Annotated in this window: 23 protein-coding genes; 13 read left to right on the top strand and 10 right to left on the bottom strand. The window is 68.4% G+C overall.

Translation table 11 applies throughout. From position 1 onward, the window contains the following. Positions 1-82 precede the first annotated feature (82 nt). Both SY91_RS25705 and SY91_RS25700 read right to left on the bottom strand, forming a co-directional pair. Entirely contained in the window at positions 83-3,136 is a 3,054-nt protein-coding gene (locus SY91_RS25705) for a heavy metal translocating P-type ATPase (protein WP_185921221.1), read from the bottom strand. Between the two features lie 191 nt (positions 3,137-3,327). Then, the gene (locus SY91_RS25700) at positions 3,328-3,651 is read right to left on the bottom strand and encodes a type II toxin-antitoxin system HicB family antitoxin (protein ID WP_023478042.1); all 324 of its coding nucleotides are present in this window, start codon (positions 3,649-3,651) and stop codon (positions 3,328-3,330) included. Positions 3,652-4,020: 369 nt separating this feature from the next. On the opposite strand from SY91_RS25700, the gene SY91_RS25695 reads away from it, so the two are divergent. Further along, positions 4,021-5,457 (top strand): DUF1254 domain-containing protein, encoded by a 1,437-nt coding sequence (locus tag SY91_RS25695; RefSeq protein WP_006480343.1) that lies wholly within the window; start codon positions 4,021-4,023, stop codon positions 5,455-5,457. Positions 5,458-5,608: 151 nt separating this feature from the next. Further along, on the top strand, positions 5,609-9,436 hold the full coding sequence (locus SY91_RS25690) for a DUF748 domain-containing protein (RefSeq protein ID WP_185921220.1): 3,828 nt from the start codon (positions 5,609-5,611) through the stop codon (positions 9,434-9,436). A gap of 70 nt (positions 9,437-9,506) precedes the next feature. Here the strand turns inward: SY91_RS25690 and SY91_RS25685 are convergent, their stop codons facing one another. After that, positions 9,507-9,728, bottom strand: coding sequence for a hypothetical protein (locus SY91_RS25685; protein ID WP_006480344.1), 222 nt, complete (start codon positions 9,726-9,728; stop codon positions 9,507-9,509). Positions 9,729-9,977: 249 nt separating this feature from the next. On the opposite strand from SY91_RS25685, the gene SY91_RS25680 reads away from it, so the two are divergent. The 4 genes from SY91_RS25680 (at position 9,978) to SY91_RS25665 (ending at position 13,725) form a co-directional block, all read left to right on the top strand. Further along, complete coding sequence (locus SY91_RS25680) at positions 9,978-11,654, top strand: alkaline phosphatase family protein (RefSeq protein ID WP_043888631.1); 1,677 nt, start codon at positions 9,978-9,980, stop codon at positions 11,652-11,654. Positions 11,655-11,795: 141 nt separating this feature from the next. Beyond that, positions 11,796-11,990: a YqaE/Pmp3 family membrane protein gene (locus tag SY91_RS25675; protein ID WP_006480346.1), complete on the top strand. Its 195-nt coding sequence runs from the start codon at positions 11,796-11,798 to the stop codon at positions 11,988-11,990. 119 nt (positions 11,991-12,109) lie between these two features. Next, on the top strand, positions 12,110-13,426 hold the full coding sequence (locus SY91_RS25670) for a type II toxin-antitoxin system HipA family toxin (RefSeq protein ID WP_034175098.1): 1,317 nt from the start codon (positions 12,110-12,112) through the stop codon (positions 13,424-13,426). A 14-nt stretch (positions 13,427-13,440) separates the two neighbouring features. Further along, positions 13,441-13,725: a helix-turn-helix domain-containing protein gene (locus SY91_RS25665; RefSeq protein WP_006480347.1), complete on the top strand. Its 285-nt coding sequence runs from the start codon at positions 13,441-13,443 to the stop codon at positions 13,723-13,725. Positions 13,726-13,846: 121 nt separating this feature from the next. Here the strand turns inward: SY91_RS25665 and SY91_RS25660 are convergent, their stop codons facing one another. Genes SY91_RS25660 through SY91_RS25650 form a run of 3 tightly spaced genes read right to left on the bottom strand, consistent with a single transcriptional unit; the run spans position 13,847 to position 16,447 of the window. Further along, positions 13,847-14,026: a hypothetical protein gene (locus SY91_RS25660; RefSeq protein ID WP_012339263.1), complete on the bottom strand. Its 180-nt coding sequence runs from the start codon at positions 14,024-14,026 to the stop codon at positions 13,847-13,849. Continuing rightward, positions 13,998-15,005 (bottom strand): cytochrome d ubiquinol oxidase subunit II, encoded by a 1,008-nt coding sequence (gene cydB / locus SY91_RS25655; RefSeq protein ID WP_023477964.1) that lies wholly within the window; start codon positions 15,003-15,005, stop codon positions 13,998-14,000. Before cydB ends, SY91_RS25660 begins: the two co-directional genes overlap by 29 nt. Before the next feature lie 29 nt (positions 15,006-15,034). Further along, complete coding sequence (locus tag SY91_RS25650) at positions 15,035-16,447, bottom strand: cytochrome ubiquinol oxidase subunit I (protein ID WP_012339265.1); 1,413 nt, start codon at positions 16,445-16,447, stop codon at positions 15,035-15,037. Positions 16,448-16,916: 469 nt separating this feature from the next. On the opposite strand from SY91_RS25650, the gene SY91_RS25645 reads away from it, so the two are divergent. From SY91_RS25645 to ltaE, 3 genes are all read left to right on the top strand, one after another. Next, complete coding sequence (locus SY91_RS25645) at positions 16,917-17,243, top strand: hypothetical protein (RefSeq protein WP_023477963.1); 327 nt, start codon at positions 16,917-16,919, stop codon at positions 17,241-17,243. A 13-nt stretch (positions 17,244-17,256) separates the two neighbouring features. Then, complete coding sequence (locus SY91_RS25640) at positions 17,257-17,808, top strand: YMGG-like glycine zipper-containing protein (protein WP_011548946.1); 552 nt, start codon at positions 17,257-17,259, stop codon at positions 17,806-17,808. Positions 17,809-17,925: 117 nt separating this feature from the next. Next, entirely contained in the window at positions 17,926-18,939 is a 1,014-nt protein-coding gene (gene ltaE / locus SY91_RS25635; protein ID WP_023478161.1) for a low-specificity L-threonine aldolase, read from the top strand. Between the two features lie 104 nt (positions 18,940-19,043). Here ltaE and SY91_RS25630 read toward each other — a convergent pair whose 3' ends face one another. Both SY91_RS25630 and SY91_RS25625 read right to left on the bottom strand, forming a co-directional pair. After that, positions 19,044-19,256, bottom strand: a complete 213-nt coding sequence (locus tag SY91_RS25630) for a DUF1059 domain-containing protein (RefSeq protein ID WP_006480352.1) — start codon at positions 19,254-19,256, stop codon at positions 19,044-19,046. 163 nt (positions 19,257-19,419) lie between these two features. Further along, a complete protein-coding gene (locus SY91_RS25625) occupies positions 19,420-20,325 on the bottom strand; it encodes an HTH-type transcriptional regulator ArgP (RefSeq protein WP_011548948.1) in 906 nt (301 codons plus the stop codon). Positions 20,326-20,613: 288 nt separating this feature from the next. Here SY91_RS25625 and SY91_RS25620 point away from each other — a divergent pair, with 288 nt between their 5' ends. Both SY91_RS25620 and SY91_RS25615 read left to right on the top strand, forming a co-directional pair. Next, a complete protein-coding gene (locus tag SY91_RS25620) occupies positions 20,614-21,684 on the top strand; it encodes a rhodanese-like domain-containing protein (protein ID WP_006480354.1) in 1,071 nt (356 codons plus the stop codon). 126 nt (positions 21,685-21,810) lie between these two features. After that, positions 21,811-22,470 (top strand): glutathione S-transferase family protein, encoded by a 660-nt coding sequence (locus SY91_RS25615; protein ID WP_023478188.1) that lies wholly within the window; start codon positions 21,811-21,813, stop codon positions 22,468-22,470. Positions 22,471-22,571: 101 nt separating this feature from the next. On the opposite strand, the gene SY91_RS25610 is transcribed toward SY91_RS25615, so the two are convergent. Next, positions 22,572-23,264, bottom strand: a complete 693-nt coding sequence (locus SY91_RS25610) for a phosphatase PAP2 family protein (protein ID WP_034175365.1) — start codon at positions 23,262-23,264, stop codon at positions 22,572-22,574. 78 nt (positions 23,265-23,342) lie between these two features. Between SY91_RS25610 and SY91_RS25605 the strand changes: the two genes are divergently transcribed. Beyond that, positions 23,343-23,522, top strand: a complete 180-nt coding sequence (locus SY91_RS25605) for a hypothetical protein (RefSeq protein ID WP_023478187.1) — start codon at positions 23,343-23,345, stop codon at positions 23,520-23,522. 159 nt (positions 23,523-23,681) lie between these two features. On the opposite strand, the gene SY91_RS25600 is transcribed toward SY91_RS25605, so the two are convergent. Beyond that, positions 23,682-24,920, bottom strand: coding sequence for an MFS transporter (locus SY91_RS25600; RefSeq protein WP_011548952.1), 1,239 nt, complete (start codon positions 24,918-24,920; stop codon positions 23,682-23,684). 101 nt (positions 24,921-25,021) lie between these two features. Here SY91_RS25600 and SY91_RS25595 point away from each other — a divergent pair, with 101 nt between their 5' ends. Beyond that, positions 25,022-26,005: a LysR family transcriptional regulator gene (locus tag SY91_RS25595; protein ID WP_023478086.1), complete on the top strand. Its 984-nt coding sequence runs from the start codon at positions 25,022-25,024 to the stop codon at positions 26,003-26,005. The last annotated feature ends 3 nt before the right edge of the window (positions 26,006-26,008 follow it).

The raw sequence follows: 26,008 nt of genomic DNA, 5'->3' as shown, positions 1-26,008 counted from the left end.
CGCCCACCGCCCACCGCCCACCGCCCACCGCCCACCGCCCACCGCCCACCGAACGGCTATCCCGCCTTCACCGCCCGCCGCATCAACGCGCGCGGCCTTTCCATCTCCGCAGCAGCAACGCGTTGGTCACGACGCTGACGCTCGAAAACGCCATCGCCGCGCCCGCGATCACCGGATTCAGCAAGCCGAGCGCCGCGAGCGGCACGCCGACCAGGTTGTACACGAACGCCCAGAACAGGTTCTGCTGGATCTTGCGGTACGTGCGTTTGGAAATGTCGATCGCGTCGGCGACGAGCGCCGGGTCGCCGCGCATCAGCGTGATGCCGGCCGTGTGCATCGCGACGTCGGTGCCGGTCGCCATCGCGATGCCGACGTCCGCCGCGGCGAGCGCGGGCGCATCGTTGATCCCGTCGCCGACCATCGCGACGATTCCGCCGTGCGTGCGCTTCAGCTCGGCGACGACCCGTGCCTTGTCGTCGGGCAGCACCTGCGCGTGCACTTCGCCGATGCCGAGCGCCGCCGCGACGGCCGCCGCGCTGCCGCGGTTGTCGCCCGTCACGAGCGCGCTCGCGACGCCGCGCGCTGACAGCGCCGCGATCGCGTCGCGGGCGCCCGGCTTCACGGTGTCGCCGAAGGCGATCAGCGCGAGCACCGCGCGCGGCGTATCGGCACGCATCAGCCACGAGATCGTGTTGCCCGCGCGTTCGAGTTCCGCCGCATGCGCATCGAGCGCCGGCGGCACCGCGATGCCGAGTTCGTCGCGCCAGCGCGTGCTGCCGAGCGCAAGCTGTTGCCCGCCGACGTGCGCTTCCACGCCGCGCCCGGCCACCGCGCGCGCATCGGTCGCGACGACCGACTCGGCCGCACCGCCCTGTGCGGCCACGTCCGCGTCGTGCGCGGCGACCACCGCACGCGCGAGCGGATGGTCGCTCTGCCGCTGCACGGCCGCCGCGAGCGCGAGCGCTTCGGCGCGCGGCACGCCGACGGCGTCGAACGCCGTCACGGACGGCTTGCCTTCGGTCAGCGTGCCGGTCTTGTCGAACGCGATCACGGTCGTGCGTTGCGCGAGCTCGAGCGCCTGCGCGTCCTTGATCAGCACGCCGTGCCGGGCCGCGACGCCCGTGCCGGCCATGATCGCGGCGGGCGTCGCGAGACCGAGCGCGCACGGGCACGCGATCACGAGCACCGCGACCGCGTTGAGGATCGCGGTTTCCGTCCCGGCGCCGGCGATCAGCCAGCCGACGAGCGTCAGCACGGCGATGCCGAGGATCGCCGGCACGAACACCTCGCTGACGCGATCGACGAGCCGCTGGATCGGCGCCTTCTCGGCCTGTGCGGATTCGACGAGGCGGATGATGCGCGCGAGCGTCGTCTCCGCGCCGATCGCGGTGGTTTCGACGACGAGCGCGCCTTCGCCGTTGATCGAGCCGGCCGTGACGGCGTCGCCATCGTCCTTCGGCACGGGCAGGCTTTCGCCGGTGATCAGCGATTCGTCGATGTGCGAGCGGCCCGACACGATCCGTCCGTCGACGGGCACGCGCTCGCCGGGCCGGATGCCGACGCGCGTGCCGACGCGCACCTGCGACAGCGGCACGTCGCGTTCCACGCCGTGCTCGACGACGCGCGCGCGGTCGGGGCGCAGCGCGTTCAGCGCGCGGATCGCCTCGGTGGTCTGGCGCTTCGCGCGCGATTCGAGCCACTTGCCGAAGCGCACGAGCGTGACGATGACGGCCGACGCTTCGAAATACAGATGACCGGGATGCGCGGGATCGCGCAGCAGCATCCACAGGCTCAGCCCGTACGCGGCCGACGTGCCGAGCGCGACGAGCAGGTCCATGTTGCCGGTGCGTGCCTTCACCGCATGCCAGGCCGCCCGGTAGAAGCGCGCGCCGAAGCCGAATTGCACGATCGACGCGAGCACCAACTGAAGCCAGCCGGGCAGCATCAGGTCGATACCGAACGGTGCGGCGAGCATCGGCGCGACGAGCGGCGCGCTCAGCATGGCGGCGCCGATCACGAGGGTGCGTTCGCGAATCGCTTCGCGGCGCTTGCGGGCGTCGGGGTCCTGCGCGGGGCTGGCCGGCTGTAAGTCGGCGCCGGCCGGTGCGCTGGCGGATGACGCGGCCGGAAGCGACGCACGGTAGCCGGCTGTGGTGACCGCTGCGATCAGCGTGGCGGCGTCGAGTGCGCCGGCGCCGTGCACCGACGCGCGTTCGGTCGCGAGATTGACCGTCGCCCGGGCGACGCCCGGCACGGCGGCCAGCGCTTTTTCGACGCGGCCGGCGCAGGACGCGCAGGTCATGCCGCTGATGTCGAGTTCGACGTCGGCGGAAGCGGGCGTGGCGGACGGCGCGGCGACGGCAGTCGGTGTCGCGCCGTAGCCGGCCTGTTTCACCGCATCGACAAGCTGGGCGGCGGATACGTCGTCCGATGCGTCGACCGTCGCGCGTTCGGTTGCGAGGTTGACCGATGCACGCGTGACGCCCGGCACCTTCGCGAGCGCCTTCTCGACGCGCGACACGCAGGACGCGCAGGTCATCCCGTCGATGTCGAGTTCGATACTTGCGGGCGCGGTGGGCAGGGTAGGGGCGAGGGCCGGGACGTCGATGTCCGACGCCGTCGGCGTCGCGCCGTAGCCGGCCTGCTTCACGGCATCCGCCAATTGCGTGGCCGAAACGCCGGCCGACGCGTCGACCGTCGCACGTTCGGTCGCCAGGTTGACCGATGCACGCGTGACGCCCGGCACCTTGACGAGCGCCTTCTCGACGCGCGACACGCACGACGCGCAGGTCATGCCATCGATATCGAGTTCGATCGTCGTGGCGGCAGCCGGCGCAGACGGCGTTGCGTCCGCTGTCGTGTGCGCCGCATGCGGGCGCGCGACGGCTTCGCCGGCCGCGTCGCGCACCGCGGCGCGATAGCCGGCCTGATGGACGGCGTTCACGAGCTGATCCGGCGCGACGGTTTCCTGCGCGGTGACCGTCGCCGTATGCGCATCCAGATCGACCGCCGCATCGACGACGCCCGGCACGGCGGCCAGCGCGCGCTGCACGCGGCCCGTGCAGCCGCCGCAATGCATGCCGTCGACGTTCAGCTCGATCGTTTGCAGCGCCGCGGAGGCAAGTGGTTCAGTCATGTCGGATTCCCCAAAAGCGCGGTTCGTGCCGCGAATGGTTCCAGTATCAACATTCCCATGATGGTAAGGTCAAGCGTCGGCGACGATGCGACGCAGGTCGATGCGCACAGGGTGTCACAACCTGGAAAAAGCGATCGCCCGGCTTCGAGACGGACGAGCCGGGCGATCGTGCGTGGTGCACGCGTACGCGCTCAGGCGCAGAGCTTGGCGCTTGCCAGGCGATTGAGGCTGACGCCCTGTTCGGCGGCCTGGATGACGAGCGCGCGGTGCGCCTGCGGCGGGATGCGGACCTTGAATTCGCCGCTGTAGGGTCGGTCGGCGATCGGTTCGGGCACCTTTTCGCCGTTCGCGGTCAGGTCGCGCACGACGTCGGCAACGAGCCGGCGAATGCCGACCAGCGCGCCTTCCGGGGTTGCATCGAGCCACGAAAGAGACGGGAATTCCGCGCAGAGGCCGACGTGCTCCCCGTCCTCCGGGGACCACGTTACGCGGTACGTAAAGTGGTCTTGGGTCATGATTTTTGTGCCTTCAGTCGATCATTGGTCGAGGATCTTGCCACAGCCTATGGTGTCAATAGTGACACCAATTATCCATCCTCGTCGACGGTTCTCACCCGACCATCATTCCAGCGCGATCGGACCGTTCCGGATTTTTGATGAATCCCGTGAACTATTTCAGATTTCTTGACGATTCGGCTAGCGTTTTACCCGTTATTCGGCATATTGGGGGATGCCCTTAGGCGCTATGATACCGGCCTGACATCAGCGCCCACCGTTACGAAACGTAGCGAAACGGTCATCCGGGCACGCTGGGGTGCCTTGTTTTCGCCGTTCGCGAGACGAACAGGGCGTTGACTGAAAAGAACGATATTCGGCCAGTAATCGATGATTGAAAACCAGCGAGAATCAGTTTCTCTGCGACGCGCGTGCGCGTCGCTGGCCATTGCGGCGTTGCTTGCAGGATGCGCGTCGCAACCGGACGCGATCCAGCGGAAAACCGGCTGGATGCGCGCGGAAGTCGCCGACTCCTATATCTATGCGTATCCGCTCGTGCTGATGGACGTCGCGAAGGAAGCGGCGACGGGCGGCGACGGCGCGCAGCCGGGGCAGGCGCCGCTCAACACGCTGCGCCACGCGCAGGCGCTGCCGCCCGTCGGCGCGGTCAATCCGCCGCTGCCGGGCGTCGACACGCTCGACTCGACCGGCTGGCTCGACGTCGCCGCCGAACCCGTGATCGTCACGCTGCCCGACACGCGCGGCCGCTATTGGGACGCACGCGCGCTCGACATGTGGACGAACGTGCTGTGGTCGTCGTCGAGCGTCGCGGCGCGCGGCGCCCGTGGCGCCGGGCGGTCGCAAACGATTGCCTTCGCCGCGAAGGACTGGCAGGGCACGCTGCCGAAGGGCGTGCAGCGTGTCGACGTGCCGTCCGCCAATGCGTGGCTCGAAGTGCGGCTGCAGACGAGCGGCGGGCGCGATCTGACGAACGTGAAGAAATTGCAGCGCGCGATCCGCGTGGTGCCGCTGTCGGTCTACACGGGCGCCGAGCGCGGCGCATCGGTCGCGGTCCATGCGGGCAGCGCACCATCCGAAGCGGTGGGCGGCGGCACGCCGGCCGAACAAGTGGCCGCGCTCGACCCGAAGGCGTTCTTCACGCGCTTCGCGCGGGCGCTGCAGGACAATCCGGCGCCGGCCGACGACGCACACGCGCAGGAATCGCTCGGCGACATCGGCGTGACGGCCGGCTACCCGGTGCTGTGGACGGGCGACCGTCTGACGGCCGCGACGGCCGGCGTCGCCGAGGCGCGCGCGCGGCTCGCGACCCCGCCGTCGAACCTGCTGAACGCGAACGGCTGGACCTGGCTCGGCGATACGGCCGGCAAGTACGGCCAGGACTACGCGCTGCGCGCGTATGCGGCCTACACGCAGTTCGGCACCGCGACGCGCGACGACGAGACGCTCGCGATCACCCGCGTCGACAGCGACGGCCACGCGCTGAACGGCGCGAACCGGTACGTGCTGCATTTCGCGCCGGGCGCGCTGCCGCCGGTGCGCGCGTTCTGGACGCTCACGCCGTACACCACCAACGGCGCGTTGCCCGACGTCGGGTCGGCGCGCCGCTCGCTCGGCGATCGCGACCGGCTGCGCCGCAACCACGACGGCTCGATCGACATCGTCGTGTCGGCGTCGCCGGGCGGCACGCATGCGGCCAACTGGCTGCCGGCGCCGCGGACCGATTTCGCGCTCGCGTTGCGCCTGTACGCGCCGAAGCCGCAGGCGAGCGACGGCTCGTGGATGCCGCCCGTCGTCGTCCGGAAATGAACGGTTGACCGCCGCCGTTGTCCGATCGGCGGGCGCGGCGGCGGCGCCCGACCGCCGTACCGTCACCTCCTGAGCCTATACTTTCGGGATAGCGTGCGCGGCCGCCCGGTTCTCCGGTGCGGCCCGGCATCCATTCCCGAGGCATTCAAGCATGGCAAGCGCAGACAAAGAAACCGTACCCTCGACCCTCCATGCCCTCGGCGGCGTTGCACGCTCGCGCCGGACCAGGCGTATCGGCATCGGCCTGTTGATCTTCCTCGTTTTATTCGGACTGCTCGGCTTCTTCGCGGCGCCGCCGTTGATCCGCCATGTCGCCGAACAGCAGTTGAGCAAGCAGCTCGACCGGCCGGCCACGATCCAGCGCATCGCACTGAACCCGTACACGCTGAACCTCGAAGCCGATGGCATTCATCTCGGCGAGCGCGGCGGCCAGGGCGACTTCATCGACATCGGCAAGCTCGTCGTGAGGCCGTCGTGGTCGTCGCTGTTCCGCGGCGCGCCGATCGTCAACGAGGTCCGGCTCGATTCGCCGCGCTTTCACGTCGTTCGCTACGACGCGCAGCGCTTCAACTTCACCGACCTGATCGAGAAGTTCTCGTCGCCGACGCCGAAGTCCGACAGCAAGCCGACGCAATTCTCGGTGTCGAACATCCAGGTCAACGACGGCCGGATCGACTTCGACGATCGCCTGCTGAACGAAAAGCACGTGGTCGACAACTGGACGCTCGGCATTCCGTACATCGCGACGCTGGCCTCGAAGACCGACATCTTCGTCGAGCCGAAGCTGCGTGCGCGCTTCGACGGCAGCCCGATCTCGATCGACGGCAAGACCAAGCCGTTCGCGCAGTCGCGCGAATCGGAGATCGCGCTGAAGTTCGACCGCCTCGACGTGCCGAAGCTGATCTCGTACGTGCCGGCGAAGCTGCCGGTGGCCGTGACGAGCGGCCTGCTCAGCAGCAACCTCACGGTCAATTTCGTGATGAGCGGCGAGACGCCCGCGCTGCGCGTGTCGGGCACCGTCGACCTGAACGACGCGAAGGTGACCGACCGCGCGTCGGCGCCGCTGTTCGCCGCGCGCGGCGTGCACGTCGCGGCGGCCGGGCTGGAACCGCTGCGCAACGCGATGCACTTCGACGAGATCCGGCTCGACCAGCCGGTGATCGACCTGTCGCGCGACAGGCAGGGCGTGCTGAACGTCGAGAAGCTCGTCGCGCAACCGGCCGCCGCGCCGAAGGCCGAAGCCGGCAAGCCGGCCGCGTCGGCCGCCGCCGTTCCCGGTGCGTCCGCCGCGTCCGGTGCGGCCGTTGCCGCCGCCAGCGGCGCGAAGGCCGAAGGCAGCGCCGCCGCGAAGGAAGCGCCGCCGCTCGACCTGACGATCCGCCATGTCGCGATCGACGGCGGCACGATCAACGTCGACGACCGCGTGCCGGCCACGCCGACCGCGCTGTCGCTGACGAAGCTCGCCGCGACGCTCGACGGCTTCTCGCTGCAGGGCAAGACGCCCGCCAAGTACACGCTGTCGACGTCGCTGTCGCGCGGCGGCGACGTGACGGCCGAAGGCGCGTTCAATCTCGCCGCGAAGCAGGCCGACACGAAGCTGACGGTCGCCGCGCTCGCGCTGCCGGCGCTGCAGCCGTATCTCGGCGAGGCGACGCGTGCGCGCGTGCTCGACGGCACGCTCGGCGCGACCGTCAACGCGAAGACCGACTGGGGCAAGACGCCGCTCGCCGCGGAAGTCGCCGACAGCACGGTCAGCCTCAAGTCGCTGAAGATCGCCGCGCCGGACAACAAGGCGCCCGCGATCGCGCTGCCCGACGCGAGCGCGAAGATCGCGAAGATCGACGTCGCCGCGCGCACCGCCGAGATCGCGAGCGTCGACGCGACTGGCCTCGCGCTCGACGTGAAGCGCCTGAAGGACGGCAAGATCGACCTCGCGGCGCTGGCCGAACCCGCGCAAGCCGCGGTGCCGCCGCGCACGGTCGCGCGCAAGGCCCAGGCTGCCGCGCCGTCGTGGCACTACCGGATCGACGCGCTGAACGTGAAGGAGGCGTCCGCGAACTTCACCGACCTGTCGACGCCGCGCCCGGTGAAGCTGGCGATCAAGCCGCTGGAGCTGTCGGTGCAGAAGGTGAGCGACGACCTGACGAAGCCGCTGCCGGTGCAACTGAAGGCGACGCTGAACCGCAAGGGCTCGCTGAACGTGACGGGCGACGTGACCGCGCAGCCGCTGAAGCTCGGCCTGAAGATCAACGGCAACCGCCTCGATGCGGCCGCGTTCGAGCCGTACTTCGGCAGCGCGCTGAACGCGACGATCGCGAGCGCGCTGCTCAACGCGCAGGGCAACCTGACGTTCGCGCAGGTGAAGGACACGCCGCGCGCGACCTATCGCGGCGACGTCGCGCTGGTCGACGTGCGGATGCTCGACAAGGCGACTTCCGATCCGTTCGCCGGCTGGCGCTCGCTCGCGCTGTCGAACCTGAAGGCGAACTACGACGAGAAGGGCACCGACGTCGACGCCGCGCGCGTGACGTTCTCGAACTTCTACGGCCGCGTGCTGCTCGACGCACAGGGCCGGCTGAACCTGAAGGACGTGGTCGCGAAGGAGACGGGCCCCGCGCAGTCGCTCACGCGCGACGCGAGCAAGGGCGAGCCGGTGCCGCTGTCGCCGGGCGTGACGCCGCCGGCCGCCGCGCAGGCCGCGTCGGCCGCGGCCGCGCAGCAGGCGTCCGTGCCGGCCGCCGCGTCGGCGACGGTGGTCGTGAAGGCCGCGCCGCAGCCGCAGAACCCGGTGCGGATGCACTTCGGCGAACTGCTGTTGCAGAACGGCCGCGTCACGTACACGGACAACTTCATCAAGCCGAACTACACGGCGAACCTCGTCGCGATCAAGGGCACGGTCGGCGCGTTCGGCACGGATTCGACGACGTCCGCGCCGGTCGACGTCGCCGCGAACCTCGCGGGCAACGGGCCGATCTCGATCAAGGGCTCGGTGAACCCGCTGATCGAGAAGCCGGCGCTCGACCTCACGGCCACCGCGCACGACATCGAGCTGACCAACCTGACGCCGTATTCGGCGAAGTACGCAGGCTATCCGATCACGAAGGGCAAGCTCAACGTCGACCTGCACTACCAGCTCGCGAATGACCAGCTGTCGGCGAACAACCACATCTTCATCGACCAGCTGACGTTCGGCGATCGCGTCGAGAACGACACCGCGACGAAGCTGCCGGTGAAGCTCGCGATCTCGCTCTTGAAGAACACGCGCGGCCAGATCGACGTGAATCTACCGGTGTCGGGCTCGCTGTCGAATCCGGAGTTCAGCGTCGGCGGGCTGATCTGGCACGCGGTGCTGAACCTGATCGCGAAGGCCGTCACGTCGCCGTTCACGCTGCTCGCGAATGCGTTCGGCGGCAGCGGCGGCGAGGATCTCGGCTACGTCGAGTTCGCGCCGGGTTCGTACGCGTTGACCGACGCGCAGCAGAAGAAGCTCGACACCGTCGTGAAGATGCTGACCGAGAAGCCGTCGATCCGCCTCGACCTGATCGGCCGCGTCGATCCGGCGCAGGACACGCCGGGGCTGCGCGACGCGTACGTCGAGCGACTGGTGCGCCAGCAGAAGCTGAAGGACGTGGTGGGTCAGGGCGAGAGCATCGATCCGATGTCGGTGAAGGTCGACAAGGCCGAATACTCGAAGTACCTGACGCGTGCGTACAAGGCCGCCGATTTCAAGAAGCCGCGCAACCTGGTGGGCTTGCAGAAGACGCTGCCCGATGCGGACATGAAGCAGGCGCTCGCCGATCACGCGCCGGCCGACGACAATGCGCTGCGTGCGCTCGCGCAGCAGCGCGCGCAGGCCGTGCGCCAGTATCTCGATGGCAAGATCGATTCGAGCCGCATGTTCGTCGTCGCGCCGAAGCTCGACGCGAAGGGCATCTCGGACAAGGGCGCGACGACCCGCGTCGACTTCGGGCTGCAGTAAGCCTTACCGCCGCCCGTCATCCCTCATCCGCCGCCACTCCCGCACCCGTCGGGCGTGGCGGCGTTTTTTTTCAGCGTCCGGCGATCGCCGGTTCGCGCTTGTCCAGCTCCTTCCTCGCGGCCAGCGGCAGACGCGCGTCGTCCCACTGCGCCAGCCATTCGACTTCCTTCGCGGTAAACACCTGTCCGTAGTTGCGCAACGCGTACTGCAACGCGTCGACGACGTGATGGCGAATGATTTCGGGGGTACGTGCATCGTCCAGCACGAACCGGAGAGCTTCCAGGGTTGACATAGTCGTGCTCCGGGTCAGGGAAAACCCTTTATCACACGCCAATAGTCGCGGGCCAAGTCGAAAAAAATCCCGTCGCACGGGCCGGCGCACGCGAGGGCCGCGGATTGCGACCCTTCATGTCATTTGCGATTGGTTACGTTTGACAGAGAACAGAAAGCCCCGCTTCATCCGACCGCCGCACGGCCCGGCGATATTTTGCGCGCCTGATGGCAGGTCACGCGGTTCAACATCAATCGATGAGGTGGGGTGATGATTTCCAGGTTCGTCAAGCAACGAAACATGGCGGTGATGGTGGCGGGTGCGCTGGCGCTCGCAAGCGCGGGCGTGCACGCGGCGCAACAGGACGGTAACGCTCAGGGCGAGAGCAACGGCCGGGCGAGCCGCGTCGTGAAGCACGTGCTGCTGCTGAGCATCGACGGCCTGCACGAGCAGGATCTGGCGCGCTGCATCGGCGCGAATACGTGCCCGAACCTCGCGGTGCTCGCGAAGAGCGGCGTGACGTACGCGAATGCGTACACGCCGGGGCTGTCGGATTCGTTTCCCGGCCTCGCCGCACTGGTGACGGGCGGCTCGCCGAAGACGGCCGGCCTGTTCTACGACGTATCGTACGACCGCAACCTGTACGCGCCGAGCGACACGACGTGCTCGGGCAAGCAGGGCTGGAACGTCGTGTTCGACGAGACGACCGGCATCGATGCGCAGAACGGCGGCGCGCTCGTGCACCTCGACGGCGGCGGCGCGTTCAATCCGCAGGCGATCCCGCATGCGAAGGTCAACGGCCAGTGCGTGCCGGTCTACCCGCACGACTACGTGAAGACCAACACGGTGTTCGAGGCCGTCAAGGCCGGCGTGCCGCATGCGCGCACCGCGTGGGCCGACAAGCACGCGTGGGGCTACGACTGGCTGAACGGCCCGTCGGGCACCGGCGTCGACGACCTGATGCGCACCGAGATCAATTCGATCGACCCGGCGACCAACACCGACTATACGGACGTCTACTCGCACACCGCGCGCTTCGACAACCTGCACGTGCAGGCGCTGATCCACCAGATCGGCGGCCGCGATTCGAGCGGCACGAAGACCGCGCCGGTGCCGACGCTGTTCGGTGCGAACTTCCAGACGCTGAGCGTCGCGCAGAAGGCGCCGGTCGCGAAGGGCGGCGGCTATCTCGACGCCGATTTCACGCCGAACGGGCAAGTCGCGAACGCGATCACGTATGTCGACGACGCGATCGGCCACGTCGTCGCGGCGCTGAAGCAGGCGAACCTGTATTCGTCGACGGCCGTGATCGTCACGTCGAAGCACGGCCAGTCGCCGAGCGATCACACCAAGCTCGTGAAGAACGGCGACACGCTGACGAAGCTGCTCGAAGCGAACGACTTCCTCGATCCGAACGGCAACTTCGGCCAGAACAACACGACGACGGGCAACCTGAACGACGGTTCGGGCCTGGTCGGCACGGGCTTCGTGCAGACCGACGACGTCGGGTTGATCTGGCTGCGCGACCGCGGCCAGCGCACGGCCGTCGTGCAGACGCTGAAGGCGAATCTCGGCTGCAACGCGCCAGGAATCTGCGCGGACGGCCCGCAGGCGTACGTGCTGTACGGCGCGGCGCTGGCCGACCGCTTCGGCGATCCGGCCAACGGCCGTACGCCGGACATCGTCGTCCAGCCGAATCCGGGCGTGATCTACACGTCGAGCACGAAGAAGGACGAGGAGCACGGCGGCAACGCGCCGGACGACAGCCATCTCGGCCTGCTCGTGTCGTATCCAGGCATTCATCGTGCGCGCACGGTGAACGATCTCGTCGGCACGAAGCAGGTCGCGCCGACGATCCTCGCGCTGCTCGGCGCCGATCCGCGCCTGCTGCAGGCGGTCGTGGCCGAGAACACGCGCGTGCTGCCGGGGCTCGGTATCGGGCGTTGAGTGGGGGAAGGGCGGTACGCCTGCGGCATGACCCGGGCGCATCACGGCGCCGCGATGCCGGTGCATGGCTTGAATTCAGGCGCGTGCACCGGCATATTCGTCGCGCATCACCCGTTCAACGACGTACCGAGAGGATCGTTCATGCGCCTACTGCTTGCCCTGCTGCTCCCGTGGTTCCAGTTCTTCACGATCGGCCGCCCGATCGCCGGGATCATTTGCCTGCTGCTCCAACTCACGATCATCGGCTGGCTGCCGGCCGCGATCTGGTCGGTGTATGCGCTGAGTCAGTACAAGACCGATCGGAAGATCGACGCGGCGTTGCGCGGGCGGGGGTGAGGCGCAATGAGCGCATCAGAACTCTTTCGGCGTAGTTCGGCCGGGTAGTCTGCATTTCGGTAGAAATTTATATATTTTATTCATATCGAGAGACGTGATATGTATAGATTTTTGCCGAAATGACGAATTCCTGCACCATTCAGCTTCACGCCGCCGGTCACTGGCACGACATCGGCAGCGTCACCTTGTTCGGCGAGCCTGACGGAGGATGGCGCGCTCGCGCCTACTCGGGCTACGGCGTTGAATGGATCGTTCGTCATCAGGCTGCGCGCGATGCGCATGCGATGTCGTGCACCTTTCCCGTCGAACTCAAGCCGCTGGTGACATCCCATTGGCCGGTTTTCCTGATCGATTTGTTGCCCCAGGGTTTCGGTCGCCAGGAACTGTTGCGCAGCCTCGATTTGCCGGAAACGGCGGAGGAGCGAGCCGACTGGCCCTTACTGCTGGCGGGAGCTGGTAATTCGATCGGCAATCTGCGAATCAAGGAAGCCGCCCAATGGCTCGCCGAGCAACAAGGGCCGCAGCACGGTTTCACGGACGACGAAGTGGCCATGCGCGGAGACGCATTCAGCGAGTATCTCGCCGAACACGGATTCTTCGTTGCAGGCTCTTCCGGCGTGCAGGGTGAATGGCCGAAGCTATTGCTGACCCGCGCCGACGATGGGCTGCTCTACCTCGATCACACGCTGCCCGACGAGCGTGCGGTTGCACACTACATCGTCAAGTTCGGACGCGGCAGCAACGAGCGTCTTGCACAGATTCTGCGCCACGAAGCGCCCTACATGGCGTTGGCCCGGCGTCTCGGTCTGCGCGTGCATGCACCGCTGACGCTGCGTGATCGGGCGCTGTTCATTCCGCGGTTCGATCGCGCGCGAGTGGGTGACGGCGTTGTCCGGTTCGCCCAGGAAAGCATTGCTTCGTTGACGGGCAAAGCCGGCTTCGGCGTCGTGCCGAGTCACGACGAGGTATGCGCGCATCTCGTACGGCAATGTACCGATTCCCAGGCCGAGGTTGCGGAGTACTTGTGTCGCGACGTCGCCAATCTTGCGTTGGGCAATAAGGACAATCATGCGCGAAACACCGCGTTGCAACGCGATTTCCAAGGGCGCATTGCGTTGACGCCGCTTTTCGACTTTGCGCCGATGTATCTGCATCCCGATGGCATTTCCCGACGCATTCGCTGGGAGGGAAATGACGGTGGCCGGCCGGACTGGGCGAGAGTGCTTGACACGGTGGTTCGGTCGAGCGAATCCTGGGCGGGGAGCGAGCGACCCGTGCTTGATCGCGATGCATTGCAGACGCGGCTGCGTGCAATGGCACCGCGCCTACAGGAGATCGCCGATCAAGGAACGGATCTTGGGTTGGAGCCCGATGTGCATGCCTTTCTTAAACCGGGCCTGGAGCGGTTTGCGCGCGAACTGGATGCGCTGCGCTAAGCGGGGATGGCACCATGGACAAACGCTATAACACGATGCCGCTTCCCGAGCAGCTCGCACTGCGGCGACAAGCGGTCGAGGAGGTTCTTGCACACCCTGAATGGACGCTGCGCGAATCGGTGCGTCATTTGAAGAAGACGATGCGGTTGACGAGTGCCGAAGTGGCCAAGCTGGCCGGCGTGTCGACCAAGACGATTCAAGATATCGAGCAGGGTCGTAGCGACGGGACGGTACAGACGATGAATCGCATCTTCGGCATGCTGGGGCTTAAATTGGGTGTGGTGCGACAGAGCCCATAGCCGGGCGGGACGTGTCGTCCGCGGGTCCTCGTTATTGCGGCGCTGGCTGCAGCCAGCCGAAGCCGCGGCCCAACGACAAAACGGCCGCCCGGTCGATCGTTCGACTGGGCGGCCGCTTTACCTACTTCACCGCAAACAGCGTCAGGTTCATGAAAATCTTGAACGCATAGCCGAGCGTGACGGCGCCGACCACGCCGCCCGCCCACAGAACGACGAACCACATCCAGCCGCGCATCCGCGGTCGCGGCGCCTCGGGCTGGCCGGCGGTGGAATCAGTGGTGGTAGTAATGCTGGTCTTCATGGCGCACCTTGCCTCGGAATACCCAATAACCCATCGTCGTGTAGGCGATGATGATCGGGAGGATAACCGCTGCGCCGACCAGCGTGAAGGTCTGGCTCGAACGCGGCGCCGCCGCTTCCCAGATCGTCATCGTCTGAGGAATCGCATACGGGAACAGCGTGACGAGCAGGCCGACGTAGCCGAGCAGCACCAGCGCCAGCGCGAGCACGAACGGCGTCATGTCGTGCCGGTCGCGCACCGCGCGACGCATCCACACCGCGCACGCGGCGACCAGGAACGGCACCGGCAGCAGGCGCCAGAACAGGCCCGAATCGAACCAGCGCTGCGCGATGGTCGGGTCCTGCAGCGGCGTCCACAGGCTGACGACCGCGATGAAGCCGAGCAGCACGACGGTCAGCGGCCACACGACGCGATGCAGGCGGCGCTGCAGGTCGCCTTCGGTCTTCGCGACGAGCCAGCAGCAGCCGAGCAGCGCGTAAGTCACGATCAGGCCGAGGCCGGTCAGCAGGCTGAACGGCGTGAGCCAGTCGAACGCGCCGCCCGCGTACACGCCGTCCTTCACGTCGATGCCCTGCAGGAACGCGCCGAGCGCGATGCCCTGGAACAGCGTCGCGCCGGCCGAGCCGCCGATGAACGCGAGATCCCACAGCTGCTTCGTGCGCCGCGCCTTCGCGCGGATCTCGAACGACACGCCGCGGAAGATCAGGCACACCAGCATGAAGATCAGCGGCAGGTACAGCGCCGACAGCACGGTCGAATAGACGATCGGGAACACGGCGAACAGCCCGGCGCCGCCGAGCACGAGCCACGTCTCGTTGCCGTCCCACACGGGCGCGACCGTGTTCATCATCAGGTCGCGTTCCTTTTCGTCCGGGAAGAACGGGAAGACGATGCCGATGCCGAGGTCGAAGCCGTCGAGCACGACGTACATGAAGAGCCCCAACGCGATGATCGCGGCCCAGATTACGGTGACGTCCATAGGTTTTCTCGTTTGCGAATGGGGTAGGCTCAGACGGTCTCGATCAGCTCGTCGACGGCCGACATCGGGCGGCGCGCGGTGTGATCGGGGCGCGTGTCCGGTTTATCGTCGTGCTTGACGTCGGGCAGCGCGGGGCCAGCCTTCATCAGCTTCAGCATGTAGTACACGCCGGTGCCGAACACGAGGAAGTACACGATCACGAACGTCATCATCGACAGGCTGACCTGCTGCACCGACAGCGGCGACACGGCCTGCGCGGTGCGCATCACGCCATACACGACCCACGGCTGGCGGCCGGCTTCGGTCGTCACCCAGCCCGCGAGCAGCGACACGAAACCGGTCGGGCCCATCACGAGCGCGAAGCGCTGGAACCACTTCGATTCGTACAGGCGGCCGCGGCGGCGCAGCAGCCACGCGAGCGCGGCGAGGCCGATCATCGCGAAGCCGAGGCCGACCATGATCCGGAAGCTCCAGAACACGACCGTCGAATTCGGGCGGTCTTGCGGCGGGAAGTCCTTCAGCCCGCGGATCTCGCCGTCCCAGCTGTGCGTGAGGATCAGGCTGCCGAGGTGCGGCACCTTCACCGCGTAGCGGGTCGTTTCCGCCTGCATGTCCGGGATGCCGAACAGGTTCAGCGCGGTGCCGCCCTTCTCGGTTTCCCACAGCCCCTCGATCGCGGCGATCTTCGCGGGCTGGTGCTTCAGCGTGTTGATGCCGTGCTGGTCGCCGATCACGGCCTGCAGCGGCGCGAGCACCAGCAGCAGCCACAGCGCCATCGAGAACATCTTCTTCACGCCCTTGTCGCGGCGGCCCTTCAGCAGGTGCCACGCGCCGGTCGCGGCTACCACCAGCGCGGCGACGATGAACGCGGCGATCGCCATGTGGAACAGGCGGTACGGGAACGACGGGTTGAAGATGATCGCGAACCAGTCGGTCGGCACGACACGGCCGTCGACGATCTCGAAGCCCTGCGGCGTCTGCATCCAGCTGTTCGACGCGAGGATCCAGAACGTCGAGATCAGCGTGCCGATCGCGACCATCAGCGTCGCGCCGAAGTGCGCGCGCGGGCTCACGCGGTTCCAGCCGAACAGCATGATGCCGAGGAAGCCGGCCTCGAGGAAGAACGCGGTCATGACCTCGTACATCAGCAGCGGGCCGGTGACGGCGCCGGCGAAGCTCGAGAAGCCCGACCAGTTGGTGCCGAACTGATAGCTCATCACGACGCCGGACACGACGCCCATTCCGAACGCGACCGCGAAGATCTTCGACCAGAACAGGCAGAGGGTCTTGTAGTACTGCTTGCCGGTCTTCAGCCAGCGATATTCGAGCACGGCGATGAAGCTGGCGAGGCCGATGCTCAATGCCGGAAAGACGATGTGAAAGGAGACGGTGAACGCGAATTGCAGGCGGGCCAGATCGAGGGCCGAAAGTGCGGTGTCCATACCAGATGACCGAAGCTGACGATACCCGCCGGCGGGTGCCGGCGGACCCCGGCGGACAGGCGTCGGGGTTGGCTGGAGTATGTGCCGCGATGTTGCACCGCGAAATGCGCCAACTCGTCGCAGATGTCCAGCCCGTCGCGCGCGATTTCGGGATAAATCGTTGATTCGTATCAAGAAGGTCGTTCGCAGTGCGTGCGGTCGCGGCGTGGCGGTCTGACGCACGTGCGTCAATATGGCGCGTCGCGTCATTGGAACGGTTTTGCGCATGCGCCAACCGCGTGCCGGGACGGCGATCGGTTTCGATCCGTTAGCGCGTAACGCGACCGTCCGGACGGGCGGGGCCGTTTGTCACACGGGTAACGTCGCGCAACATTCGCGCGCTCGCCCGTAATGGATGCCGGAGCGCGTGCGGCGTAGCGTTCGGGATGCCGGGTTCGCATCGGCGAACCGGCCAGCCGGAGAACGTGACGTGAATGGATTGAAGCTCGCACTGGGCGCGGCGGCCGCGCTGGCGGTCGCGACGGGCGGCGTGGCGCATGCCGCCCGGGTCGGGGTCTATATCGGCCCCGGCTATCCGTATTACGCCCCGGTCGTCCCTGCGCCTTACTACTACCCGCCGCCCGTCGTCGCGGTGCCGGTCGCTCCGCCGCCGCCGCCCGAGTATGTCGAGCAGGGGCAGCCGCAGGACAACGGCGACGCGAACCTCTGGTACTACTGCGACGCGTCGAAGCATTACTACCCGTACGTGAAGACCTGCAAGTCGGGCTGGCGCTCGGTGCCGGCGCGGCCGCAGTGACGGAGGCGCAACGATGAAAACCGTATTTCGACCGCTGCGCGTGCCGGCGGTACTGTCGCTCGCCGCGCTGCTCGGCGCGTGCGCCTACCTGCCGACCGGGCCGAGCGTGATGGCGCTGCCGGGCACCGGCAAGTCGTTCGACCAGTTCCGCGCCGACGACGGCAGTTGCCGGCAGTACGCGTTCGAGCAATCGGGCGGCGTGAGCGCCGGGCAGGCGTCGACCGCGAGCGCGGTCGGCAGCGCGGCCGTCGGCACCGCGCTCGGCGCGGCGGCCGGCGCCGCGTTCAACGGCGGCACCGGCGCGGCGGTCGGCGCGGGCGCGGGGCTGCTCGCGGGCAGCGTCGTCGGCGCGGGCGCCGCGCAGGGCTCGGCCTATGACGTCCAGCGCCGCTACGACTACGCGTATCTGCAGTGCATGTATGCGACCGGCAATCGTGTGCCGGTGCCGGGCGGGATGAGCGGCGGTAGTGGCGGCGGGTATGGCGGCGGCGGATACGGCACCGCGCCGCGCGCGGCGCCGCCGATGCCGCCGGCGGGCGTCCAGCCGCCGCCGCCGCGATATTGACGCACGCGATCGCGGCGCATCCCTCGGCACATGCCGCGTGAATTGCGTACACTCTGAGTCTCGTTTTCGGCGGGGCCGGCGCAGGAAGGCCGGCCCGCGTTCACTCAGGACACAGCGATGATCGATTTACGCAGCGATACCGTGACACGTCCGGGCCAGGCGATGCTGGCCGCCATGACCGCCGCCGAAACCGGCGACGACGTCTGGGGCGACGACCCGACCGTCCTGCGCCTGCAGGCGGTGACGGCCGAGCGGGCCGGCAAGGAAGCCGGCCTGTTCTTCCCGAGCGGCACGCAGAGCAACCTGGCCGCGCTGATGTCGCATTGCGAGCGCGGCGACGAGTACATCGTCGGCCAGCTCGCGCACACCTACAAGTACGAAGGCGGCGGCGCGGCCGTGCTCGGCAGCATCCAGCCGCAACCGATCGAGAACGCGCCGGACGGCACGCTGCCGCTTGCGAAGATCGCCGCGGCGATCAAGCCGCTCGACAATCACTTTGCCCGCACGCGCCTGCTCGCGCTCGAAAACACGATCGGCGGCCAGGTCCTGCCGGAAGGCTATGTGCAGGAAGCCGTCGCGTTCGCGCGCAGCCGCGGGCTGGCCACGCACCTCGACGGCGCGCGCGTCTGCAATGCGGCCGTCGCGTCGGGGCGCCCGATCGCGAAGTTGTGCGCGCCGTTCGACACCGTGTCGATCTGCTTCTCGAAAGGGCTCGGCGCGCCGGTGGGCTCGGTGCTGGTCGGCAGCCGTGCGCTGATCGAGCGCGCGCAGCGCTGGCGCAAGGTGCTGGGCGGCGGGATGCGGCAGTCGGGCATTCTCGCGGCGGCATGCCTGTATGCGCTCGATCACAACGTCGAGCGGCTCGCGGACGATCACGCGAACGCCGCGCATCTCGCGGCCGGCCTCGCGCGCATCGACGGCGTGAAGGTGCTGTCGCATGCGACGAACATGGTGTTCGCGCAATTCCCCGAAGCCGATTGTGCGCCGCTCGAGGCGTGGCTCAAGGAACGCGGGATGCTCACGCAGATGCTGTACGCGTCGCGCTTCGTCACGCATTGCGACGTGTCGCGCGCGGACATCGACACGTTCCTCGGCGCGGTCGGCGAGTATTTCTCGCAGCGTCGCGCGTGAAGCGGAATGCGCCGGCCGGCGACGGGCCGGCGCGACATGGCATGACGCAAGACGCGCAGGGTTGACGCGGCGCGTCGTCGGTCGATCGGTGCCGTGCCGGCGGATTACGCCTGCCGCGGCGTGTCGGCGGGCGGCGTGCCGTCGTGGAACAGCGATTTCAGCTGCGTGCGCAGTTCGGCGCTGTCGGTGTGCTGGTGCACCGAGACCGCGTGTTGCACGGCGGCCTCCAGCAGTTCGTTGTCGGAGTCGGCGGAAATCGCGACCGAGCAATGCATCGCGCTGGGAAACTCGCGGCAATCGATATAGCGGCGGGACATGATGTTCTCCTCACATGAAAGGGAACGGCCGGATCGGGATGATCGGCCGCGCGGCGCGTTCGCGAGGCCGATGGAAAAAGTATAGGCGGCGCGGCCGACTTTCTCGTCGGAGTGCGTACCGCGCCGGCCGGCCGTGTCGATCGCCGGCGCGGCTGCCGGCGCGTTACGGCAACGGTGCGAGCAACCGCCGCGCCGCTTCGACCACCCGTTCGGACAGCGACGCCATCGTCGGCGACTGCACGGTCCACGCGTGCCAGTACAGCGTGACGTCGGTCGGATGGGCGGGCGCGAGATCGACGAGCCCCTGCGCGTCGAGCGGCGCGGTGCCGATCAGCGGCTCCGGCACCATCGCGTAGCCGAGCCCGTGCCGCACCGCCGCGAAGTGCGAATGGGTGCCCGGCACGTAGTGGCACGGGTACGCGCCGTCCGGCAACCCGAACTTCTCCTTCAGGAACGACGACTGCAGCGTGTCGCGCCGCGAATACGCGACGACGGGCGCGTGGCGCGCGCTCGTGCGGTTCAGCCCGCGCGGAAACCAGCGCACCGCGAACGCGGCGGCCGCGAGCAGCCGGTAGCGCATCGTGCCGAGCGGCGTCGCGAGGCAGCCGCGCATCGGCTTCGGCTCGGTCGTCACGCAGCCGACCGCCATCCCGCTTTCGAGCAGCGCGAACGTGTGATCCTGATCCTCGACGATCAGCTCGAACAGGATTCGCTCGCCGGCGAGCACCGACGTCAGCGCGGGCAGGAACCACGTGCCGAGGCTGTCGGCGTTCAGCGCGATCGTGACCGAGATCGGCGATTCGCGCTCGGCCGCGAGCGTGCTCTGCAAGTCGGCCTGCAGCAGCGCGACGCGGCGCAAGTGCTGCAGCACACGCTGCCCGGCCACCGTCGGGCGGCACGGCCGCGTGCGCAAGACGAGCGGCGTGCCGAGGCTCGCCTCCAGCGCGCGGACCCGCTGCGTGACGGCGGACGCGGTCACGTGCAGGCGCACGGCCGCCTGCTCGAAGCTGCCGGTGTCGGCGACGGCCAGCAGCGCGGCGGCCTGCTTCGGATCGATCGTCATCGACATGTCGGGAGTATTCCTGTGATCGGAAACGAGAACAGGCGGTAGTGTAAGGCAGCGTGCGATGCGGTCCCGGCGCGGCGAATCGTCCCGCGGTGCGCTTCGTCGTTGGAATCGGTTGCCGCGTAGGGGATGCGCGGCGGCGCGGGCATTTTGATCTACGCTATATGAACGTGCGCGACGCCGCCCGCGTGGCGGCGAGGTCGTCATGCCGACGCCGGTGTCCGACGACGATATGCCGTATGCCGATCAGACTACCCCTCACTGAAGAACCCGCGACGGAGCACCAGAGCAATGATCTTCCGGCAACTTTTCGATCCGCAATCGTCGACATACACGTATCTGCTCGCCGACCGCGCATCGCGCGAGGCGCTGCTGATCGATCCCGTGTTCGAGCAGGTGCGTCGCGACGCGGCACTGCTCGACGAACTCGGATTGCGGCTCGTCGCGACCGTCGATACGCACGTGCATGCCGATCACGTGACGGGCGCGTGGCTGCTGAAGCAGCGCACCGGCAGCGCGATCGTGATTTCGGCCGCGAGCGGCGCGCACGGCGCCGACCGCTACCTGAACGACGGCGATCGCTGCGCGTTCGGCCCGCGCTACCTGACCGTGCGCGCGACGCCTGGCCACACGAGCGGCTGCATCAGCCTCGTGCTCGACGACGAATCGATGGCGTTCACCGGCGATTGCCTGCTGATCCGCGGCACCGGCCGCACCGACTTCCAGCAGGGCGACCCGCGCGCGCTGTATCGCGCGGTGCACGGCCGGCTCTTCACGCTGCCGGCCGCGTGCCTGCTGTATCCCGCGCACGACTATCGCGGGCTCACGGTGACGAGCGTCGGCGAGGAGCGGCGCTTCAACCCGCGTCTCGGCGGCGATCTCAGCGAAGACGATTTCGCGGGCTACATGCGCAACCTCGGGCTCGCGCATCCGCGCCAGATTGACGTCGCGGTGCCGGCGAACCTGCAGTGCGGCGTCGCCGCGAACGCACCCGATGCGCAGGCGACCGCAGACTGGGCGCCGCTCGTCTATACGTTCGCCGGCTTCTGGGAAATCGATCCGCAATGGCTCGAGGATCATCTGCCGGCGGTGCAGGTCGTCGACGTGCGCGAGCCGGACGAATTTGCGGGCCCGCTCGGCCATCTGCCCGGCGCGACGCCGATCCCGCTCGGCGAACTGGCCGCGCGCACCGGTGAAATCGCGCACGACCGGCCGGTGGTGACCGTGTGCCGGGCCGGCGGGCGCTCCGCTCAGGCGACGGTGATCCTGAAGAAGGCCGGCTTCGACGCGGTCGCGAATCTCGGCGGCGGGATGCTGCGCTGGCGCGCCGAAGGGCGCGTCGTGATGGACGGCCGATCGTAGCGGCCGAGGCAGTCCCTCGAAAAAAATGCCGGACCGATGTCGAAACGGCCGGGCGCCGTTCGTCGTCTAGGTATCCGATCACGTGGCGCCGCACGACGTGGCGCCGAAACCCAGAGAGACCCCACGATGATGCCGACGCTTTACGCCCATCCCTTTTCGTCCTACTGCCAGAAGGTGCTGACCGCGCTGTACGAGAACGGCACGCCGTTCGAGTATCGCGTGCTCGCGCACGACGATCCGAAGCCGATGCAGGAACTGACCGCGCTGTGGCCGCTGAAGCGCTTCCCGGTGCTCGTCGATGCTGGCCGCACGGTGATCGAGGCGACGATCATCATCGAGTATCTCGGTCTCGCCCATCCGGGCCCCGTGCGTTTGCTGCCCGACGATCCCCGCGCCGCGCTCGAGGTGCGCACGATGGACCGCTTCTTCGACAACTACGTGGCGACGCCGCAGCAGAAGGTCGTGTTCGATGCGCTGCGGCCCGAAGCCGAGCGCGATGCGCGCGGGGTGGCCGATGCGCGTGCGATGCTCGACACGTCGTATGCGTGGCTCGACAAGACGATGGCCGATCGCGAATGGGCGGCCGGCGATCGTTTCAGCCTCGCCGATTGCGGCGCGGCGCCGTTCCTGTTCTATGCGGACTGGACGCACCGGATCGATCCGGCGTTCGCGAACGTGATCGCGTACCGCAAGCGTCTGCTCGCGCGGCCGTCGTTTGCGCGCGCGGTCGACGAGGCACGGCCGTATCGCTCGTTCTTTCCGCTCGGCGCGCCCGATCGCGACTGACGGGCGCGGCCGTCGCACAGCGTGCCGCTGCCGCGCATGGCCGGCAGCGCGCGCCTGGGCGACGGAACGACAGCAGCAGCGGCAGCATCGCGCGGTGGCCGTCACATCGTGCGCGTGGCCGACTGCGCGAGCGTCAGCAGTTCGTCGAACTGCGTGATCAACTCGAAGCACAGCAGGAACGCGAGCGTATAGGCCGGCGCGGGGAAGCGCCGGATCATCTCCAGCACCTGCGGCGCGAAGCGCGAGCGGATCGCGTCGCGCGTCAGCAGCCACGCGATCGCGATGCCGATCGCCGCGCCCGCGATCAGGTCGGTCGGATAGTGAAAGCCGAGATACGCGCGCGGCAGGCAGATGAACACGGCCGAATACAGCAGCGCGACGATGCCGACGCGGCGCGCGATGATGAAGATGCCGGTCGCGATCGCCATCCACAGCATCGCGTGATCGCTCGGAAACGAACTCCAGGTCTGCAGCGTCGCCGCACGCAATCCGGCCGACGGAAAGTGCAGGTGCAGGTCGGGGTTGTAGATCGGCCGCACGCGGAATGGCAGCACCTGCGCCAGCACGCGGCCGACGGCGAGCGCGATGAGCCCGCTCGCGACGGTGGCGACGACCAGCTCGCGTTGTCGCTCGCGGGTCGGGCCGGGCTGGAACCACAGCCAGCACAGTACGGGAATGAGCACGAAGCCCTTGAACGTGTAGAGGCCCGCGATCACGCGGATTGCGTGATTCATCAGTGGGCCGAACGTCACGTGAGTGAGGAAGACCTGGATCGTGGTGTCGAAATCGTTCATGTCCTGTGCGACCCGGACGGACGCGCAGCGCATGACAGGCGGCCGGCTGGATCGGAAAGCGCGCTCGCACGGAGCGCAATGGGGGGCAAGTATGTCACCCGTTATTTCGAAGAAAATGCGAAAAAATACCGGGATTCCCCTGATGAAGCGGAGCTGGGTGGTGGGGCCGGATGGGGGCGCGCCGTGCGGCGCGGCAAGGCCGAATCGTCCGACGTTTGCGTGCGGGTGGGCATGGCCGGCGGAAAAATATTTGGGTGAACTGGACAATTCGGTATGCCGCCGCGGACCTTGCGCCGGATGAACGATTGCCGTGCCGGCGCGGCGCGAATCTGTCGGGCGGCGCAGCGTCACGCGCACCGATAAAAAAAACGGGCAAGCCTCATGGGCTTACCCGCCGGCGTGACGCGATGCCCGACTTCAGTTGCGCCACACCCGCACGGCGAGCGCGGCCAGCGACGTCGCGACGGCCAGTGCGGTCACCGCATTCCAGCCCAGTTGCGCGAGCAACAAACTGCCGATCGCGGCGCCGGCCGCCATCCCGATGAACATGCCGACGAACAGCACAGCGTTGAGGCGGCTGCGCGACGCGGGATCGATCCGGTAGACGATCGACTGGTGCGCGATCAGCGTTGCCTGCACGCCGAGATCGAAGCCGATCGTCGCGACCGCGAGCAGCACGAGCTGCGCATGCGGCGACATCAGCGGCGCAGCGGCCATCGATGCGAACGACAGCGTCGCGATGCCGATCCCGATGCGCGTGACGCGCTCCGGGCCGTGATGGTCGGCCAGGCGCCCGGCGACCGGCGCGGCCAGCGCGCCGGCGGCGCCCGCAAGACCGAAGGCGCCGGCGGCCGCGCTGCCGAGGTGGAACGGCGCGCCGTGCAGCATCACCGCGAGCGTCGACCAGAACGCGCTGAACCCGACGGCCAGCAGCCCCTGCGCGAGCGCGGCGCGGCGCAGTGCCGAATGCGCGCGCCACAGCGCGCCGAGCGAGCCGATCAGCGCGCGATACGGCAGCCGCGTGGTCGGCTCGAAGCGCGGCAACCCGCGCGCGGCCACGGCGCCGATCACGGCGACGCTGGCGGCCGCGAGCGCGAACATCGCGCGCCAGCCGGCCGTCTCGGCGACGAATCCGGCCACGACGCGCGACAGCAGGATGCCGAGCAGCAACCCCGTCATCACCGTGCCGACGATCCGGCCGCGATGCGCGTCGTGCGCGAGCGTCGCGGCGGCCGGCACGACGTCCTGCGCCATCGTCGCGGCGAGGCCGATCGCGAAGCTCGCCGCGAGCAGCAGCCCGAGCGACGGCGCGATCGACGCCAGCAGCAGCGCGACGACCAGCGCGGCGGCCTTGGTCACGATCACGCGGCGCCGGTCGAAGCGGTCGCCGAGCGGCGCGAGCAGCAGGATGCCGAGCGCATAGCCGAGCTGCGTGAGCGTCGGCACGAAGCCGATCGCCCGCGCCGACGCGCCGAGATCGGGCGCGAGCGCGCCGAGCATCGGCTGCGCGTAGTAGAGCGGGGCGACGCCGAGGCCGGCGGCGGCCGCGAGCAGCAGCACGAGCCGGCGATCGGGCATCGAATGGGCGGCCGCGGCCGGACGGGCCGGGGCGTGCGCCGCGCGGGGCGCGGCGTCGAGACGGGTCGGGGTGGACATCGCGGACATCCTCGCTGGAAGAATGGGATGGACGCGAGTGTGGCGGTACGCGGCCGGCGACGGTAGTGCCACCCCGCGCAGATTTGTTATACGCTCCACGAATGACCGAAAAATCCTCTCCTTCTCCTGCTGGTGGCGGGTCTCGGCGCATCCAGGCGGTGCCGGTGGACGGCGCCGGCTATCGTTTCGAGCTGATGGAAACCTTCGTGCGCATAGTCGAGGCCGGCAGCCTGTCGGCGGCCGCCGTGCAACTGCATACGACGCAGCCGACCATCAGCCGGCGGCTGCAGGCGCTGGAAAATTCGCTCGGCATGCGGCTGCTGCAACGCACGACCCATACGATGCGGCTGACCGTCGACGGCGAGCGGTGCTTCAAGCAGGCGAAGGAGCTGCTGGCGAGCTGGGCGGCGTTCGAGGCCGATTTGCGCGGCGCGCAGGAGGAGCCGGACGGGCTGCTGCGCGTCGCGGTGCCGCACGCGTTCGGGCAGCAGCGTTTCGTTGCGCCGCTCGCGCAATTCCTGCGCGACTACCCGCGTGTGTCGGTCGAGTGGCTGCTGCAGGACGAGGTGCGCGATTTCGTCGGCAGCGGCATCGATTGCGCGATCCAGGTCGGCGAGCCGACCGATCCGGGCGTGGTCGCGATCCGGCTGACGAAGGTGCCGCGTTTCGTGGTCGCCGCGCCGTCGGTGCTGAACGGCGCCGACGTGCCGGCCGATCCGGACGCGCTCGCCGCGCTGCCGTGGCTCGCGTTGCGCACGTACTACCGCACGGAGCTCGCGCTGACGCATGCCGCCAGCGGCGACACGCGGCGCATCGCGATCCGCCCGCGCATCACGACCGCGAACCTGTATGCGCTGCGCAGCGCGGCGCTGCTGGGCGTCGGCGCGTGCGTCGGGTCGTCGTGGATGCTGGCCGACGATCTCGCGCGCGGCGATCTCGTGCACCTCGCGCCGGAGTGGCAGGCCGCGCCGCTACCGGTCTACCTCACTTATCCGCATGCGCAGTTCTATCCGTCGCGGCTCGTGCGGTTCGCCGCGATGATGCGGGAGGCCGTGCCGGCGCTCGTCGAAGGGCGCGACGGCTGAAGC

The organism is Burkholderia cenocepacia, assembly GCF_014211915.1.
Taxonomy (GTDB): Bacteria; Pseudomonadota; Gammaproteobacteria; order Burkholderiales; family Burkholderiaceae; genus Burkholderia; species Burkholderia orbicola.
This window is presented reverse-complemented; position numbering and strand designations above follow the sequence as displayed.

Excerpts from the sequence above, each read along its gene's own strand:
- SY91_RS25705 (WP_185921221.1), bottom strand. The coding sequence starts at position 3,136 with ATGACTGAACCACTTGCCTCCGCGGCGCTGCAAACGATCGAGCTGAAC.
- SY91_RS25700 (WP_023478042.1), bottom strand. The coding sequence starts at position 3,651 with ATGACCCAAGACCACTTTACGTACCGCGTAACGTGGTCCCCGGAGGAC.
- SY91_RS25695 (WP_006480343.1), top strand. The coding sequence starts at position 4,021 with ATGATTGAAAACCAGCGAGAATCAGTTTCTCTGCGACGCGCGTGCGCG.
- SY91_RS25690 (WP_185921220.1), top strand. The coding sequence starts at position 5,609 with ATGGCAAGCGCAGACAAAGAAACCGTACCCTCGACCCTCCATGCCCTC.
- SY91_RS25685 (WP_006480344.1), bottom strand. The coding sequence starts at position 9,728 with ATGTCAACCCTGGAAGCTCTCCGGTTCGTGCTGGACGATGCACGTACC.
- SY91_RS25680 (WP_043888631.1), top strand. The coding sequence starts at position 9,978 with ATGATTTCCAGGTTCGTCAAGCAACGAAACATGGCGGTGATGGTGGCG.
- SY91_RS25675 (WP_006480346.1), top strand. The coding sequence starts at position 11,796 with ATGCGCCTACTGCTTGCCCTGCTGCTCCCGTGGTTCCAGTTCTTCACG.
- SY91_RS25670 (WP_034175098.1), top strand. The coding sequence starts at position 12,110 with ATGACGAATTCCTGCACCATTCAGCTTCACGCCGCCGGTCACTGGCAC.
- SY91_RS25665 (WP_006480347.1), top strand. The coding sequence starts at position 13,441 with ATGGACAAACGCTATAACACGATGCCGCTTCCCGAGCAGCTCGCACTG.
- SY91_RS25660 (WP_012339263.1), bottom strand. The coding sequence starts at position 14,026 with ATGAAGACCAGCATTACTACCACCACTGATTCCACCGCCGGCCAGCCC.
- cydB (WP_023477964.1), bottom strand. The coding sequence starts at position 15,005 with ATGGACGTCACCGTAATCTGGGCCGCGATCATCGCGTTGGGGCTCTTC.
- SY91_RS25650 (WP_012339265.1), bottom strand. The coding sequence starts at position 16,447 with ATGGACACCGCACTTTCGGCCCTCGATCTGGCCCGCCTGCAATTCGCG.
- SY91_RS25640 (WP_011548946.1), top strand. The coding sequence starts at position 17,257 with ATGAAAACCGTATTTCGACCGCTGCGCGTGCCGGCGGTACTGTCGCTC.
- ltaE (WP_023478161.1), top strand. The coding sequence starts at position 17,926 with ATGATCGATTTACGCAGCGATACCGTGACACGTCCGGGCCAGGCGATG.
- SY91_RS25630 (WP_006480352.1), bottom strand. The coding sequence starts at position 19,256 with ATGTCCCGCCGCTATATCGATTGCCGCGAGTTTCCCAGCGCGATGCAT.
- SY91_RS25625 (WP_011548948.1), bottom strand. The coding sequence starts at position 20,325 with ATGTCGATGACGATCGATCCGAAGCAGGCCGCCGCGCTGCTGGCCGTC.
- SY91_RS25620 (WP_006480354.1), top strand. The coding sequence starts at position 20,614 with ATGATCTTCCGGCAACTTTTCGATCCGCAATCGTCGACATACACGTAT.
- SY91_RS25615 (WP_023478188.1), top strand. The coding sequence starts at position 21,811 with ATGATGCCGACGCTTTACGCCCATCCCTTTTCGTCCTACTGCCAGAAG.
- SY91_RS25610 (WP_034175365.1), bottom strand. The coding sequence starts at position 23,264 with ATGAACGATTTCGACACCACGATCCAGGTCTTCCTCACTCACGTGACG.
- SY91_RS25605 (WP_023478187.1), top strand. The coding sequence starts at position 23,343 with ATGGGGGGCAAGTATGTCACCCGTTATTTCGAAGAAAATGCGAAAAAA.
- SY91_RS25600 (WP_011548952.1), bottom strand. The coding sequence starts at position 24,920 with ATGTCCACCCCGACCCGTCTCGACGCCGCGCCCCGCGCGGCGCACGCC.
- SY91_RS25595 (WP_023478086.1), top strand. The coding sequence starts at position 25,022 with ATGACCGAAAAATCCTCTCCTTCTCCTGCTGGTGGCGGGTCTCGGCGC.